Below are 14,673 nucleotides of genomic sequence, written 5' to 3'. Positions count from 1 at the left end.
GACCGGTGACAAGCACCGGCCAGTCGGTCTTATGCTTCTGGGCGCATATGGGGGAACAGTATCACATCCCGGATAGAGGGGGAGTCGGTAAACAGCATAGCCAGACGGTCAATACCGATACCTTCACCTGCCGTCGGCGGCAGGCCATATTCCAGCGCCCGAATATAGTCTGCATCATAATGCATGGCTTCGTCATCACCGGCGTCTTTTTCCTGCACCTGCTGCATGAAGCGTTCATGCTGGTCTTCAGGATCGTTCAACTCGGAGAAGCCGTTAGCCAACTCACGACCGCCGACAAAGAACTCGAAACGGTCAGTAATATGCGGGTTATCGTCGTTACGACGCGCCAGCGGTGACACTTCAGCCGGGTATTCTGTGATGAAGGTCGGCTGGATAAGCTGATGTTCAGCAGTTTCTTCGAAGATCTCAGTCTGAATCTTGCCCAGACCCCAGATCTCTTTCACCTGAATACCCAGGCTTTCAGCAACGGCTTTGGCTGATTCGCGTTCTGACAGCTGCTCACGGGTGAACTCCGGACGGTAATGCATGATGGATTCCACCATGGACATGCGAACAAACGGCTTGCCCAGATCGTATTCGACCGTTTCCGCCACTTCACCGTTCTTGTCGTAGATCGTGTTGGTGATGGTAGTGGTACCCAGAATATCCTGCGCCAGAGTACGCAGCATGTCTTCGGTCAGATCCATCAGGTCACGGTAATCCGCATAGGCCTGGTAGAATTCCAGCATGGTGAATTCCGGGTTATGCCGGGTGGACAGACCTTCGTTACGGAAGTTACGGTTGATCTCAAACACCCGCTCGAAGCCACCCACAACCAGACGCTTCAGGTACAGCTCCGGAGCAATACGGAGGTACATATCGATATCCAGGCTGTTATGGTGGGTGATGAACGGACGGGCAGTCGCACCACCGGGAATCACCTGCAGCATGGGCGTTTCCACTTCCATGTAATCACGATCCGCCAGGTAACGGCGAATACCGTCTACCAGCTTGGAACGGATACGGAACACTTCACGGGAACGCTCGCTGGTGATCAGGTCAACATAGCGCTGGCGATAGCGCAACTCCATGTCAGCCAGACCCTTGTGCTTTTCAGGCAGCGGACGCAGCGATTTGGACAGCAGTTCGAACTGCTCAATATTGACGTAAAGATCACCTTTACCTGAACGCTGCAGGGTGCCGGAAATACCGATGGAGTCACCCAGATCGAGGGTTTTGATCTCGGCCAGCGTATCAGCGTCCAGTGACTTGCGATCCACATATAGCTGGATGCGGCCAGACATATCCTGCAGCACCATGAAAGCACCGCGGTTCAGCATGACACGACCAGCGACGCTTACCTGGATACCGGCCTCAGCCAGACCGTCTTTACTGGCATCCTTGTACGCTTCCTGCAATTTGCCCGCATAGTGCTCGCGGCGGAAGGTATTGGGAAACGCGTTACGCTTTTCCCGGATAGCAGCCAGTTTCTCGCGGCGCATGGCAATCAGGCGGTTTTCGTCCTGTTGTTCTGTCACGCTGTTCTCGGAAGCGGTTTCGTTCGACATGTTTGGTAGCTGTCCTGAAAACTCAGGGAGCGGGCCTCGCCCGCTCCGGATTGGAATCAATGATAGAAGATGGCACAGATTTTTTCCCGATCATATACGGGGGGACGCTTAAAGTCCCTGTTTCAAACTGGCCTCGATAAACTTGTCCAGATCACCATCCAGTACCGCATTACAGTTACTGGTTTCCACGCCCGTACGCAAATCTTTGATGCGTGAAGAATCCAATACATAGGAACGGATCTGGCTGCCCCAGCCGATATCAGACTTACTGTCTTCCAGAGCCTGCTGATCCGCCGTACGCTTCTGCATCTCCAGTTCGTACAGCTTGGCCTTCAACTGCTGCATGGCCTTATCGCGGTTCTGGTGCTGTGAACGCTGGTTCTGACACTGTACGACAATACCCGACGGCATATGGGTAATACGGATTGCCGAATCCGTGGTGTTAACGTGCTGACCACCCGCACCACTGGAACGGTAGGTATCCACCCGCAGGTCTGCCGGGTTGATTTCAATCTCGATATTGTCATCAATTTCCGGAGACACAAACACCGATGAAAACGACGTATGTCGGCGATTACCGGAATCAAACGGCGATTTACGCACAAGACGATGAACACCGGTTTCGGTTCTCAGCCAGCCAAAGGCATACTCACCGGTAAACTGTACGGTCGCGGACTTGATGCCCGCCACTTCACCGGCAGAGACTTCAATAATTTCTGTTTTGAAACCACGTTTCTCACCCCAGCGCAGGTACATACGCAACAGGATGTTGGCCCAGTCCTGGGCTTCAGTACCACCGGAACCCGCCTGGATATCCAGGTACGCGTTATTCGGATCCATCTCACCGGAAAACATGCGGCGGAATTCCAGCTGTTCCAGATGATGCCCCAGGCTTTCCAGCTCAACGACGATCTCTTCAACACCATCGCTGTCGCCCTCTTCAACCGCCATATCCAGCAGTTCCTGAGCATCAATCAGACCCTGGGTCAGATCTTCAATAGTGCGTACGACCCCTTCCAACTGAGAGCGCTCACGCCCCAGCGCCTGAGCATTTTCCGGATTATTCCAGACCGCCGGGTCTTCCAGCTCTCTTTCAACTTCTACCAACCGGTCTTTCTTGTTGGCGTAGTCAAAGATACCCCCTGAGCACAGTGGTGCGCTCGGTCATATCTTTGATGGTATTCACGATGGGATTGACTTCCATTGCTGTAATTCCGCGCTGAATCTGGTTACTGAGACAAAGCCGGTAACTTTACCAGATTGCATGTCAGGACAAAATACACTCACCTCGACCGTTTCTTGCAGTTATAACAACTTGAATATTAAATAAGAATGATTATCATTTGACAAAATGCATTTGGGTGAGACTGCCGTCATGAAAGCAACTCCCAATCTGGCTGAGCAACAGCAGGTACTGAATCAGACCCGCCAGAACTTCATAAGCCCGGAGGCTGACCCCGACAGTCCCGGCCTGATTGATCGTTACCTTGACCAGGCCATCACCCTGGCGGATACCTTGCAGCAGTCGGGAAAACGCTTTCAACAGGAGGCCCTGCTGTTCAGCGTCTTTAATGATCTGGTGAATGCGATTGCCGATCCCCTGCGTCCCAAGGTCTTTCGCGCCAACTGCCTGGACCGGCTCTATCGCCCCCTGGTCTGCCTGAACCACTTTTATGGCAGCCAGCCCAGAGGTAAGGCATCCCTCAGGAAACTACACTGGGAAATGCAGCTGATAAGCCACTACTTCTCGCCCTAACCCTGTGACTACTGCAAAGGAACCGAGGTCATGCCAAGCACATCCAAAGGAGCCACCCGCACAGAAACTGACAGCATGGGTGATGTCACCGTTGCTGCCGATGCACTCTATGGTGCCCAGACACAACGAGCTATCGACAACTTCCCTGTCAGTGGTCTGCGCATGCCGGATGGCTTTATTCGTGCACTGATTACTATCAAGCAGACAGCTGCTGACACCAACCGCGCATTGAAGCTGCTTGATGACGAACGGGCAGACGCCATCATTAACGCGTGCGCCAAATTGCTGGAAGCACCCACGATGCCAGCATGGAGCCAGCATTTCCCCGTCGATGTATTCCAGACCGGTTCAGGCACCAGCAGCAACATGAACGCCAATGAAGTGATTGCCCACCTGGCATCCGACATACTCGGGGAACCTGTCAGCCCCAACGACCATGTCAACATGAGCCAAAGTAGCAACGATGTCATACCAACAGCCATTCATCTCAGTGCCGCCCTGGGGCTGGAAGCATCATTACTGCCAGCGCTGAAACATCTGGAAGCCATTATTCGAGGCAAAGCTGACAGCGTTGATCAAATCATAAAAACCGGCCGCACCCATTTAATGGATGCCATGCCCATCAGAATGAGCCAGGAACTGAATGGCTGGGCCGATCAAATCCTTCATGCACGTGAAATGATCGAAACAGCGAGACCCGCCCTGCACCGACTGGCGCAGGGCGGTACAGCGGTTGGCAGTGGCATCAATGCGCATCCGGACTTTGCAAAACACTTTGCCCAGACACTGACCAGCAAAACCGGTATGACCTTCTCTCCATCCCGACAATGCTTTGCCAGCCTCTCTGGACAGGATGCGGCTGTCACACTGTCAGGCCACATGAAAACGCTGGCGACCGCACTGATGAAAATCAGTAATGATTTGCGATGGATGAATTCTGGCCCACTGGCCGGACTTAGCGAAATTGCACTGGAAGCATTACAACCCGGTTCATCGATCATGCCCGGAAAAGTGAACCCGGTAATTCCTGAAGCCGTCGCCATGGTCGCTGCACAGGTGATAGGCAATGACACCACCATCACCCTTGCCGGTCAGTCCGGAAACTTCCAGTTGAATGTCATGCTGCCAGTTATTGCATACAACCTGCTGCAAAGCATCGACCTGTTGACCAACAGCTCCACGCTGCTGGCAGACCGGGCAATCACTACGTTTAGTGTTAACCAGGACAATCTCAATCAGGCATTGGCGCTAAATCCTATACTGGTCACAGCACTCAATTCAAAAATTGGCTATCTGAAAGCAGCGGAAATCGCCAAAAAAGCCTATAAGGAAAGCCGCCCAATTATCGATGTTGCAGAACAGGAAACCGATTTCACCCGCGAGGAACTGCAACATCTTCTGAATCCTGCCAATCTGACCGAGGGCGGCATACCGGATTAATACAACATACCTGTTTTCCCCCTGCCCACAAGGCGCTGACAGTTGTTTTTTGTGATAGCTTTTGCTCTAAAGGTGTACAACACGTGTCTAAAATAGGACTTTTCTTTGGTAGTGATACCGGCAATACGGAAGTGATCGCCCGCAAACTGGCAGAACGACTGACCAGTGCAGAAATCGATTTATACAACATTGCCGAAGCCGGTCCGGATGATATGGATCGCTATGACAAACTGATTCTGGGGATCCCCACCTGGGATTTTGGCGGCATACAGGAGAACTGGGAAAACTTCTGGCCCAGCCTGGAAGCTTTAGACTTCTCCCACAAGACCGTGGCGCTCTTTGGCCTGGGTGATCAGTTCGGTTTCGGTGACTATTTCCTTGATGCCATGGGACTGCTTTATGACGTCATCGTGGCACAGGGAGCGACTGTCATTGGTTTCTGGCCAACAGAAGGGTACGACTTTGAGGAGTCCAAGGCACTGACACCGGACGGCAGCCATTTTGTTGGACTCGCCATTGATGAAGACCAGCAATTCAACCTGACCGAGCAGCGCTTGGATGCGTGGTCGCAGCAATTAATCCAAGCATTTGAGTTTCAACAGACTCCGCAGAGACACCCCTCTAGCCTGCCTCATACATAACCCACACCGCCCCTATAACTTAAGATTGTCAGTATATCTGCTCAAATACATTGGCAGCTTTAACCCCCAACAGCATAGCTGGAAAATTTGATTCATTTGTGATTAGCATAGTGATTACTGCTTGATCGCGAGAGAGATCCAATGACAAGCATCAGGCTGATCATAAAACCCATCCCCTGAGTCTTTAAATCATGTCAAAATCCAACACGTCACATCCTGAAGGGTCATTAAAACCCAATGTAGCGTCTGAACCTGGTATTGACTGGAGCCTCGTCGAGGAAGTTCGTCTAGCTATTGCTAATGGAGAGTTATCGATAGACCCCGATCGTCTGGCTCAAAAAATCATAGAACTGGAAACAGCTATCGAGAAGTCCAGTCCAAAACTATGACTTTGCCATCTTGCATTCAATACCCCTATTACCCGGCGGGTTCCAAGTGGTCAACCAATAACTGTAATATGCGGTTACCACGAAACTCATTAACATCCAATTTATAGATCGCCCGCACCTTCCTGACAGAGAGGTCCGGCCAAATACCAGTATCCACATTGAAGGCAATACTATCGATCCAGTGATCGGCACCAGGGCACATCAACACCATCTTCAAGTGTTTTTCACCAACCAGACGCTGTTCAACTACTTCAAAGCAACCGTCGAAAACCGGCTCGGGAAAATTCTGCCCCCAAGGCCCGGCCTCTCTTAGCAATTCTGCCGTTGCCATTGTGAACTCATTCATTGCCAGCTCCCCATCAGTCAACACCAGAGCCTTTAACTGATCTTCGGTAATGATGCGATGCGCTTCCTCATCAAAGGCTGCCGCAAACCGGTCATAGTCTTTCTCTCGTATACTCAGCCCGGCAGCCATGGCATGACCACCAAACTTCAGGAGCAAACCGGGATTACGGGTGGCAATAGCATCCAGCGCATCACGGATGTGAAAGCCGGGAATGGAACGGGCTGATCCTTTGATCTCCCCATCCTGACTGGCAGCAAATGCAATCACCGGGCGATGCAATTTTTCTTTCACCCGGGACGCCAGGATACCAATCACACCCTGGTGCCAATCCTCCTGAAACAGGCACAGCCCCCACGGCAGCGACTGTTCTTCATCCAGTTCCAGCCTGGCCAACGCACGCAAGGCATCATCACGCATACCCGACTCAATGGATTTGCGCTCTTCATTCAAACTGTCGAGCTCTGCAGCCATCTGCCGTGCCTGCAGGATGTCGTCAGTTAACAGCAGCTCAATTCCCAGGGACATATCATCCAGCCGACCGGCGGCATTCAGACGCGGTCCCAGCGCAAAGCCCAAATCCTTTGCTGACAACGTATCCCGGCGACGTCTGGCAACATCCACCAATGCGAGAATGCCCGCACAGGCACGTCCCGCACGAATGCGCGCCAGCCCTTGATGAACCAGAATCCGGTTATTGGTATCCAGACTGACAACATCCGCCACCGTACCCAACGCCACCAGATCCAGAAAATCCGCCATATTCGGTTTTGCTACGCCGCTTTGTGCAAACCATTCTCGCTGCTCCAGCGTTGTACGAAGGGCGCAGAGTACGTAAAAGATAATGCCGACACCTGCTGTATTTTTCCCGGGGAAAGGGCACTCCGGCTGGTTAGGGTTTACAATTGCATCGGCGGAAGGGAGCTCTTTGCCTGCCAGGTGGTGATCGGTCACCACGACCTGTATTCCCAGTGCTCTGGCGGCTTCTACGCCGGCCATGCTGGAAATACCATTATCGACTGTCACCAGCACATCGGGCTGCTTCGCCCTGGCCACTTCGACAATTTCTGGTGTCAGCCCATAGCCGTATTCGAATCGGTTCGGCACCAGATAATCCACCCAGACTGCCCCCATGGCACGTAGCGCCCTGACGGCGAGGGCACTGCTGGTCGCACCATCGCAGTCAAAATCCCCTACGATCAAAATACGACGACGATTGATTACAGCATCAGCCAGGATCGTCGCCGCTTCGCGGATCCCCTTCAGGTCTTCATAGCTGTACAACCCCTTGAGGGTTCGGGCAAGATCCTGGTCGTTCAGCACGCCCCGCGCAGCGTAAATACGCTGTAACAACAGCGGCATGTCTGCAGGAAAGGATGCATGGGACAGATCGGGCGTGCGTTGCACAATAGAAAGTGTCATAGAGGCTGTACAGGATTGTGAATGAGAAAGCCAACGGCGCTTACTGGTTATCCATTCTACCAGTAGTCGCCAGGACTCTACACATTCATGACACCGACTCACTGAAACCGTACTCTTTAGAACATTATCAGCTTATAAACCCATCGTTGTTTATTACCCCAGCCTCCATAGTATGCCTGTCTCTTGTCAAATAAAGCACCAGACAACCAATACAGGCGACAGCGATCAAAAGTACAACCGGTGACCAGAGGACGTCCGTTTTCTGTATCAGCCAGGTTGCCACCAGCGGCGCGCAACCACCAAAGATTGCAAAACCGGTGTTATAGGTAAAACCTATTCCCGTGTATCTGACAGCGGCCGGAAAAAGCTGGAGCAACATGCCCGGCCCGGCAATACTGACGACACCTGTCAGGATGGCGCCCAGAATAAATGCGGGAGCCAACCACTGTTCCGACTGTGCCGGTAAATAAAAAACCGGAAACATCAGCAGAAATTCGATGATAACCGCATAAATAAACACTTTACGGATACCTATTCGATCCGCGATGAACCCGACACCAACGGAAAATAATCCAGCCAGGAACAACACAACGCCCCCCACCAAAGACAACCACTGCCGGGACTCAGTAAACACTGTTTCGAGATAGGTTGGCCAAAATACATTGATGAGAATGGTGGTTGTGCTGTTCAGTGCAATACACAACACGCCACAAACGACTTCAACCCTGTGATGCTGAAACAACGCTGCCAACGGCACCGTCACAATGCCTCCCTGCCGCTGCAGCTGTGTAAACGACAGCGTTTCCTGAAACCGGGTTCGAATCACAAACCCGATCACTCCCAGCAATCCACCGATCCAGAATGGGATACGCCAGCCGAAATCTGTCATGGTATCAATCGACATAAGTAGCAATAGCCCGGCATGTACCAGATATCCCAAGGTCAGTCCGGCGAACATACCCAGCACAATGCAGCCACATCCGGCATAACACTGTTTTGGCAGAATCTCTCGAATGTACGTGAACGCCCCTCCTGACTCCCCGCCCATGGACACCCCCTGCAGCAGCCGAAGCATTAGCAACAAAACAGGCGCTGCAATGCCTATATTATGGTAACCGGGCAAACATCCCATCACCGCTGTCGATGACGCCATCAATAGCAGGGTCCAGGCAAAGGGCTTCTTCCGTCCCCGGCGGTCGCCATGGTGTCCGAACAACACACCGCCCAGCGGACGCACAAGGTAACCGGCACTGAAGGTGGCAAACGTTAACAGCAGCCCTTCCACCTGTGCTTCGTCAGGAAAAAAAACGGATGACAGATACGGTGCCATCAAGGCATAAATCAGAAAATCGTAGGTTTCCAGCACACACCCCAGCGCTGTGATAATGACAAACTTCCGCGTTTTTATATGGCTATTCTGTGCGCTGCTCACTCCATCGATCCTTTTTAAAACAGAAAAACATGGCACAAAGGCGGGCAGCTGCCAGATTTTTTCCCTGTAAAGAATTCTGGTAAAACAGCGAACAACAAAAAAGGCCGGTATGCTTTACCGGCCTTTAGTGAACGTTGATAACTACTTAACGTAGTGTCGTGGCAATAAATTCATGCACGGCTGCAAGTGAATTGGGCAATACCGTCATCCGCTCTTCACGGCTATGCAGATCCTGCAGATGATGTGGCAACGCCGGGGCATCCAGCCCCGCCGCCAGGATAGCATCCGGGAACTTGACCGGATGCGCCGTTGCCAGTGTGACAACCGGAACCTCACGAGAAGCCAGGCAATCACGTGCCGCTTTGACACCTATCGCGGTGTGCGGATCCAGCAGGTATTCAGTCTGATCAAAGACCTGCCGAATCGTCGCAACGGTTTCATCGTCATTGGCACACTGGCTATCAAACAGGGTTTTCACTGACTGCCAACGGGATTCATCAATTGAGATCTCACCTGAAACATCAAACCCGGCCATTAACTCAGCCATCGCCTTGCCATCGCGGTCATGGAGATCAAACAGCAAACGCTCAAAGTTGCTTGAGACCATAATGTCCATACTCGGCGACAAGGTATGCCCCAGCGATTCCTTACGGTAACTGTTGGCACTGAAGAATCGGTGCAGAATGTCGTTGCGGTTGGTACCCACAATCAGTTGCTGAATGGGAAGCCCCATTCCACGGGCAATGTAACCGGCAAAAATATCCCCGAAATTCCCCGTGGGCACAGCAAAGGAAACCGGACGGAACGGACTACCCAGCGACAAGGCCGCATGAAAGTAATAGACCACCTGCGCCATGATCCGCGCCCAGTTGATGGAATTCACCGCCACCAGCCGGCGCTCCCCGTTCAGGAAACCCTGTTCCGCAAAGCTGGCCTTCACGATCGCCTGACAGTCATCGAAATTCCCTTCGATCGCCAGGTTATGCACATTATCACTCAGCACAGTGGTCATCTGCCGACGCTGCACCTCTGACACCCGGTTATGGGGGTGCATGATAAAAATATCGACGTGATCGCTGTGGCGGCACCCTTCAATGGCAGCAGAGCCGGTATCACCGGAAGTGGCACCCAATATCACCGCCCGCTCATCACGCTTAGTCAGGAAATGATCCAGCAAACGCCCCAGCAATTGCAGGGCAAAATCCTTAAACGCCAGGGTGGGTCCATGGAACAGCTCCATCACCCACTCATTCGTGTCCAGCTGCGTTAAAGGGGCGACTGCACTGTGATTGAAGTCTGCATACGTGTCTTCAATAATCGCTCGGAGCTGTTCGTCTTCAATGGTGCCGCCCACAAACGGACGGATGATTTCGTAGGCCAACCCGGAATACGACAATCCCGAGAAACCGACAATCTGTTCAGTGGTAAAACGGGGCAGTTGTTCGGGAACATAGAGACCACCGTCCGACGCCAGACCGGCCAGCAGTACATTTTCAAAATCCAGCGCGGGGGCAGCGCCACGGGTACTGATATATTTCACACTGTCTTCCTGCTGTACTTCCGTTTATGACGGCGCCTGCGCACCTGTTATTCTGAACCCCCTGCCCGTCGTTGGTTCACAGGCTACGGACAGGGTCACAGGGATGGATCGCTTACATCTCCAGGTGATCGACACGAATCCGGATAATGGAACCTGTCACATCAGCGAGCTGTTCCAGCTCAATGATCGCGGTATCCATGATCGCCTCAAGGGTTTCGTGAGTCAGGATCACGATGTCAGCACAGCCGTCCCCTTCACGCACTTCTTTCTGCATGAGCGCATCAATATTGATGCCGTTATGGCTAAGTATCTCGGTCACACGGGTCAGCACACCCGGCTGATCGCTGACATGGAGTCGCAGGTAATAACTGCAGTGAATCTTATCAATCGGCAGAACCGGTATCTGCTGGTCACTCTCAACAAAACCCAGGGGCGCAACCGCTGCGGTGGGAGCATCCAGCAATCTCGCCACATCCAGAATATCGGCAATTACGGCGGATGCCGTCGCGTCACTGCCTGCACCAGGTCCGTAATAGAGGGTCTGCCCCACCGCATCACCTTCCATCAATACCGCGTTCATCACACCATCCACGCTCGCCAGAAGGTGTTTTGCCGGTACCAGCGTCGGATGCACACGCAACTCGACACCATCACCACGGCGACGGGCAATCCCCAGGTGCTTCATCCGGTAACCTAGCTCGGTGGCGTATTGAATATCCCGGGGTGTTATGGCACTGATGCCTTCGGTATAGGCTTTATCAAAATGCAGGGGAATTCCAAACGCGTTGGATGCCAGAATGGTCAGTTTGTGCGCGGCATCAATGCCTTCCACATCAAAGGTCGGGTCAGCCTCCGCATAACCCAGCTCCTGGGCCTGCTTGAGGACATCAGCAAACGGGCTGCCCTTGTCGCGCATTTCGGTCAGGATGAAGTTACCGGTGCCATTGATGATACCGGCCAGCCACTGGATTTTATTTGCTGATAAGCCTTCCCGCAGAGCCTTGATCGCGGGAATACCGCCCGCCACACCGGCTTCATAGGCAACAATCACACCCTGCTCCCGGGCAGCGGCAAAAATTTCGTTACCATGCTCGGCAATCAGCGCCTTGTTGGCCGTCACCACATGCTTGCCATTGGCGATGGCTGTCAGCACCAGTTGCTTGGCGGTGTCATAACCGCCAATCAGTTCAACCAGGACATCGACATCAGGATTGTTGGCGACATCAAAGATATCACGGGTCACATTCATCCCCGTCGTATCACAGGCCGGATTATCCCGCCTCGCGCCAATCTGCTCGATTTCTACACTGCGTCCCAACCGCCGGGCAATTTCCTCGCGGTTCCGGACAAGTACATTGACGGTTCCACTGCCGACTGTTCCCAGTCCACAGATGCCTACTCTGACCGGTTTCAAACTGGCACCCCGCTCTATGACACGCCGACGATGCGACGGTTGTTCTTTATGTTTATTGCTTTTTTTCGGGCTGATGACCCGACAGGTGACCGATTATAGCCTTAACCTCAGGCATTCTGCGACCGATAACTGACCATGGCGTCAGCGGCTGCAACAAAGACTTTCTGAAAAATGCCATGGTTGCCGTTGACTCCAGCCAAGACCAGGATGACATGACGCCACTCCCTTTTTTATACAACAACAGACATCCATAAACTTCACGCACGCATCTATTCAAAAACGTCATCACTTCTCAAGTAACTACTACTGATACACTATTATGATTCCTGTCACACAGCCTTAAAAGTGTCCTTAAGAGTCGCCTCCCCGACCTCAAACCAGACATGCCTACAACATGCCCCCCCAAAAAAACGCCGACCGCAAAAAAAGTTTTGAATTACAGAACGTTATCCGATAAAGTACGCGCCGCACCCAACGAGACGGTTCACGACTTACGGGTAAGATCACGGGGTATAGCGCAGTCTGGTAGCGCGCCTGCTTTGGGAGCAGGATGTCGGGAGTTCGAATCTCTCTACCCCGACCAAACACTGAAAGCCTGTCACTGACAGGCTTTTTTTATACCTGAAACTTTCTACTTTCCCAGCCTTACACACTGCATAACGCCATAATTGCCTCCCAAAAAAAGCCCTGCCTTACGAACAGAGCTTTTTCGATGATATTGCCAGCGCTTTCACCCTGGCTTATTGCACCCTTTAACCATGCAGAATCATTTATCCACCAAGGCATCCTGATCGGTTCTCGGGTTAATCTCGGACACCACCGGCGTATGACCCGGCATCGGCACAAACACCTCTTCCGGCCCGGTAATAATGGGCGGGCGCTGCCGCAAGCGGAAAATAAAGAAGACCGCCAGCGCCAGCATAATCACAGCCAGTGAGACAAACAGGCCATTCGGGGCCACCCTCATCATCACTGACGAACCCAACGGCCCGATGGTCGCTCCCAAACTATAAGCCAGCAGCATTCCCTGCGTCGCTGCTACCATATCTTCCGGAGGCATATGGTCACAACCATGGCTGATGGCCAGGGGGTACAACGTAAATATCACGCCCCCCAACAGGAACAGCCACACCCACATCAGCGCATTGAATAATGACAATATCAGGAGCACCGACACTGCCACTCCCAAAAAGCTAATCGCAATCAGCACCTTGCGACGGTCCACCCGGTCAGAAAGACGCCCAACCGGGTATTGCAGGAGCATACCGCCGACTATCGTGATAGCTACCAGGTTACCGGTGGTTTTATCATCCATCCCCTGCTCGGCAAAGTGCAATGGCAGCAGACCGTACAGGGAACCAATCGCCAGACCACTGGCCATGCACCCCAACAGCCCAGAAGGCGTTAGCTGGTATAACTTGCGGATATTCAGTGCTGACGGCGGATGAATGGGTGGCGCTGGCAACCGGGTCAGCGAAGGCGGCATACTGGACGCCGCCAACAGGGCCAAAATCACCAGGAAAGGTGCGTAGCCTTCTACCCCAAATGGCCCAAGGAACATCTGACCTGCCGCACTCGCCCCATAATAGGAAATCATATACAGCGCCAACAACGTGCCCCGACTGGACGGCTCACTGCCCGACAAGAGCCACGATTCAACCACCAGGAAAATCCCTGCCACAGCAATCCCTGACAATAGCCGCAATACCTGCCAAAGCATCAGATCAGTGACCAGCCCCTGTATGCCGACGACGGTTCCCAGCAAGGCCATAAAAGCGGCAAAGGCCCGAATATGACCAATGGCACTGATCAGGCGTTCCGTTCGAAAGGCACCCAGCAACAAACCAAAGTGATACAACGCAGCTGCCAGACCAATTTCGAAACTGCCGCTCCCCTCCAGGTTCAGGCGCAACGGGACCAACGACATCAAATAGCCATTTGCCGCAGAGAAAATGGTCAACCCCACCAGCGGCGCCACAAAGGAACGAAAACCGCCAAACATAAAACACCCTCAAGACAGGTAGTGAGCAGAAAATGGCGCAATCTATCATGCAGAAAGCCCCTGCACGCATCAGCATATACCGCGATCAGGCACGGCAGACCACAGATGCCCAAATGGACAATCTACACCCCCTCGACCATTGCCTTTCGACCGTCCGGCATCAACAAGACTTCGACAGGTGTGCAATCCTGTAGTTCAATACCAAACACCGAAGACAGCACATCTAAATAATCGACCTTCTCTACCTTACGATGTGAGCAGTGCTGAGCCTGAAGATGGGTCAATGTGTCGGTATTCAGCAACAGGCGCCCCGCTCCAGCCGAGCGATAAACAATGGTTCTATTGCGATACGCCGACAGTGGAGCAACCTGAGTCCACGCAACCCGCGAGAGAAACTGCCGAAAAAGTCGAGCCTTCAGGGTAAAGCGATATTGAGGCATCCAACTGTCGCCACCCGATCGCCTGAGCAAATGCCAGTCATCTCCAACCTTTCGAAGGGCAAACTCGCCCACCGATTCAACCTGAACGTGACCATCCTCGAGCGGCATGGGGTTATCAAAGACATCGCCATGTCCAACATCCAGCAGCCAGGGCGGATCACCTTCTACCAACAAAATCAGATGCTCATACTCAGCACCAAACCCTTGCATATTCTGGTTTACTTGAACACCGATTCTGGTCTACTTGAACACCCCCGTCACCTTACGTATTGGCGAGCCTGATTTT

Annotated in this window: 12 protein-coding genes and 1 tRNA gene; 5 read left to right on the top strand and 8 right to left on the bottom strand. The window is 52.8% G+C overall.

Annotated elements, in window-relative coordinates:
- Positions 1 to 29 precede the first annotated feature (29 nt).
- Positions 30 to 1,568, bottom strand: a complete 1,539-nt coding sequence (lysS, locus tag ABD892_RS03595) for a lysine--tRNA ligase (protein WP_345193922.1) — start codon at positions 1,566 to 1,568, stop codon at positions 30 to 32.
- A gap of 108 nt (positions 1,569 to 1,676) precedes the next feature.
- A protein-coding gene (gene prfB, locus ABD892_RS03590; RefSeq protein WP_345193921.1) for a peptide chain release factor 2 occupies positions 1,677 to 2,772 on the bottom strand; the annotation gives its coding sequence in 2 pieces (ribosomal slippage) (positions 1,677 to 2,699 and positions 2,701 to 2,772; 1,095 coding nt in all).
- Positions 2,773 to 2,943: 171 nt separating this feature from the next.
- Between prfB and ABD892_RS03585 the strand changes: the two genes are divergently transcribed.
- From ABD892_RS03585 to ABD892_RS03570, 4 genes are all read left to right on the top strand, one after another.
- Positions 2,944 to 3,324, top strand: coding sequence for a hypothetical protein (locus ABD892_RS03585; protein ID WP_345193919.1), 381 nt, complete (start codon positions 2,944 to 2,946; stop codon positions 3,322 to 3,324).
- A gap of 30 nt (positions 3,325 to 3,354) precedes the next feature.
- Positions 3,355 to 4,764 (top strand): class II fumarate hydratase, encoded by a 1,410-nt coding sequence (locus ABD892_RS03580; protein ID WP_345193918.1) that lies wholly within the window; start codon positions 3,355 to 3,357, stop codon positions 4,762 to 4,764.
- An 83-nt stretch (positions 4,765 to 4,847) separates the two neighbouring features.
- Positions 4,848 to 5,405, top strand: coding sequence for a flavodoxin FldB (gene fldB / locus ABD892_RS03575; RefSeq protein ID WP_345193916.1), 558 nt, complete (start codon positions 4,848 to 4,850; stop codon positions 5,403 to 5,405).
- A gap of 191 nt (positions 5,406 to 5,596) precedes the next feature.
- Complete coding sequence (locus ABD892_RS03570; protein ID WP_345193914.1) at positions 5,597 to 5,794, top strand: flagellar biosynthesis anti-sigma factor FlgM; 198 nt, start codon at positions 5,597 to 5,599, stop codon at positions 5,792 to 5,794.
- A gap of 28 nt (positions 5,795 to 5,822) precedes the next feature.
- Here ABD892_RS03570 and recJ read toward each other — a convergent pair whose 3' ends face one another.
- From recJ to ABD892_RS03550, 4 genes are all read right to left on the bottom strand, one after another.
- Positions 5,823 to 7,559 (bottom strand): single-stranded-DNA-specific exonuclease RecJ, encoded by a 1,737-nt coding sequence (gene recJ, locus ABD892_RS03565; protein ID WP_345193912.1) that lies wholly within the window; start codon positions 7,557 to 7,559, stop codon positions 5,823 to 5,825.
- Between the two features lie 127 nt (positions 7,560 to 7,686).
- A complete protein-coding gene (locus ABD892_RS03560; protein WP_345193909.1) occupies positions 7,687 to 8,991 on the bottom strand; it encodes an MFS transporter in 1,305 nt (434 codons plus the stop codon).
- A 145-nt stretch (positions 8,992 to 9,136) separates the two neighbouring features.
- On the bottom strand, positions 9,137 to 10,531 hold the full coding sequence (gene thrC / locus ABD892_RS03555) for a threonine synthase (RefSeq protein WP_345193907.1): 1,395 nt from the start codon (positions 10,529 to 10,531) through the stop codon (positions 9,137 to 9,139).
- Between the two features lie 112 nt (positions 10,532 to 10,643).
- Positions 10,644 to 11,945: a homoserine dehydrogenase gene (locus ABD892_RS03550; protein ID WP_345193905.1), complete on the bottom strand. Its 1,302-nt coding sequence runs from the start codon at positions 11,943 to 11,945 to the stop codon at positions 10,644 to 10,646.
- A 506-nt stretch (positions 11,946 to 12,451) separates the two neighbouring features.
- Between ABD892_RS03550 and ABD892_RS03545 the strand changes: the two genes are divergently transcribed.
- Positions 12,452 to 12,528, top strand: a tRNA-Pro gene (locus ABD892_RS03545).
- A gap of 183 nt (positions 12,529 to 12,711) precedes the next feature.
- Here ABD892_RS03545 and ABD892_RS03540 read toward each other — a convergent pair.
- A complete protein-coding gene (locus ABD892_RS03540) occupies positions 12,712 to 13,947 on the bottom strand; it encodes an MFS transporter (RefSeq protein ID WP_345193903.1) in 1,236 nt (411 codons plus the stop codon).
- 122 nt (positions 13,948 to 14,069) lie between these two features.
- On the bottom strand, positions 14,070 to 14,597 hold the full coding sequence (locus ABD892_RS03535; protein ID WP_345193901.1) for an arylamine N-acetyltransferase: 528 nt from the start codon (positions 14,595 to 14,597) through the stop codon (positions 14,070 to 14,072).
- Positions 14,598 to 14,673: the final 76 nt, after the last annotated feature.

The organism is Kistimonas scapharcae (assembly GCF_039540975.1).
Lineage (GTDB): Bacteria > Pseudomonadota > Gammaproteobacteria > Pseudomonadales > Endozoicomonadaceae > Kistimonas > Kistimonas scapharcae.
The sequence above is the reverse complement of the archived record's forward strand: the minus strand, read 5'-3'. Positions and strand labels throughout refer to the sequence as shown.